The sequence below is a fragment of the Limnospira sp. PMC 289.06 genome, from assembly GCF_032350395.1.
Lineage (GTDB): Bacteria > Cyanobacteriota > Cyanobacteriia > Cyanobacteriales > Microcoleaceae > Limnospira > Limnospira platensis.
In genome coordinates, this window is the sequence record NZ_JARPLC010000491.1 from 1 (window position 1) to 452 (window position 452).

The window sequence follows — 452 nt, forward strand, 5'->3', positions numbered from 1 at the left end:
GTAGGAAAATATAGAACTGGGAAAATTCCACATGGGAAACTATTAGGACACAAAACTCACATAAAACCCAGCCAAAAAGCAGTTAAAGCCCACACAGAAGTGATAAAAGGTGTAATTAAACAACATAAAACAGCACCTCAGTCAGCCCTGATTAACAAACTAAACCCAATTATTAGGGGATGGTCAAACTATTATTCAGGGGTAGTCTCAACAGAGACCTTCAATAAGCTAGACAACATAATCTGGCAAATGTTAAGGGCATGGACAGTATCAAGATGCGGAAAGTCAAGTTACGAAAAGCTAAGAAATTATTTCAGACATGGAACAATTAAACTTAGCAATGGGAAAGAAAGACACGAAAATTGGCTGTTCCAAACCAAAGATGGGTTACATCTGTTCAAACACAACTGGACTCCAATTGTCAGACATACCCTAATACGCCCTGACGCAAA

Annotated in this window: 1 protein-coding gene; it reads left to right on the forward strand. The window is 38.5% G+C overall.

Annotated features, from left to right (window positions below; translation table 11 throughout):
• Nucleotides 1-452: group II intron maturase-specific domain-containing protein (locus P5674_RS25945; protein WP_315670493.1), on the forward strand; the 452-nt coding region annotated here is incomplete at both ends.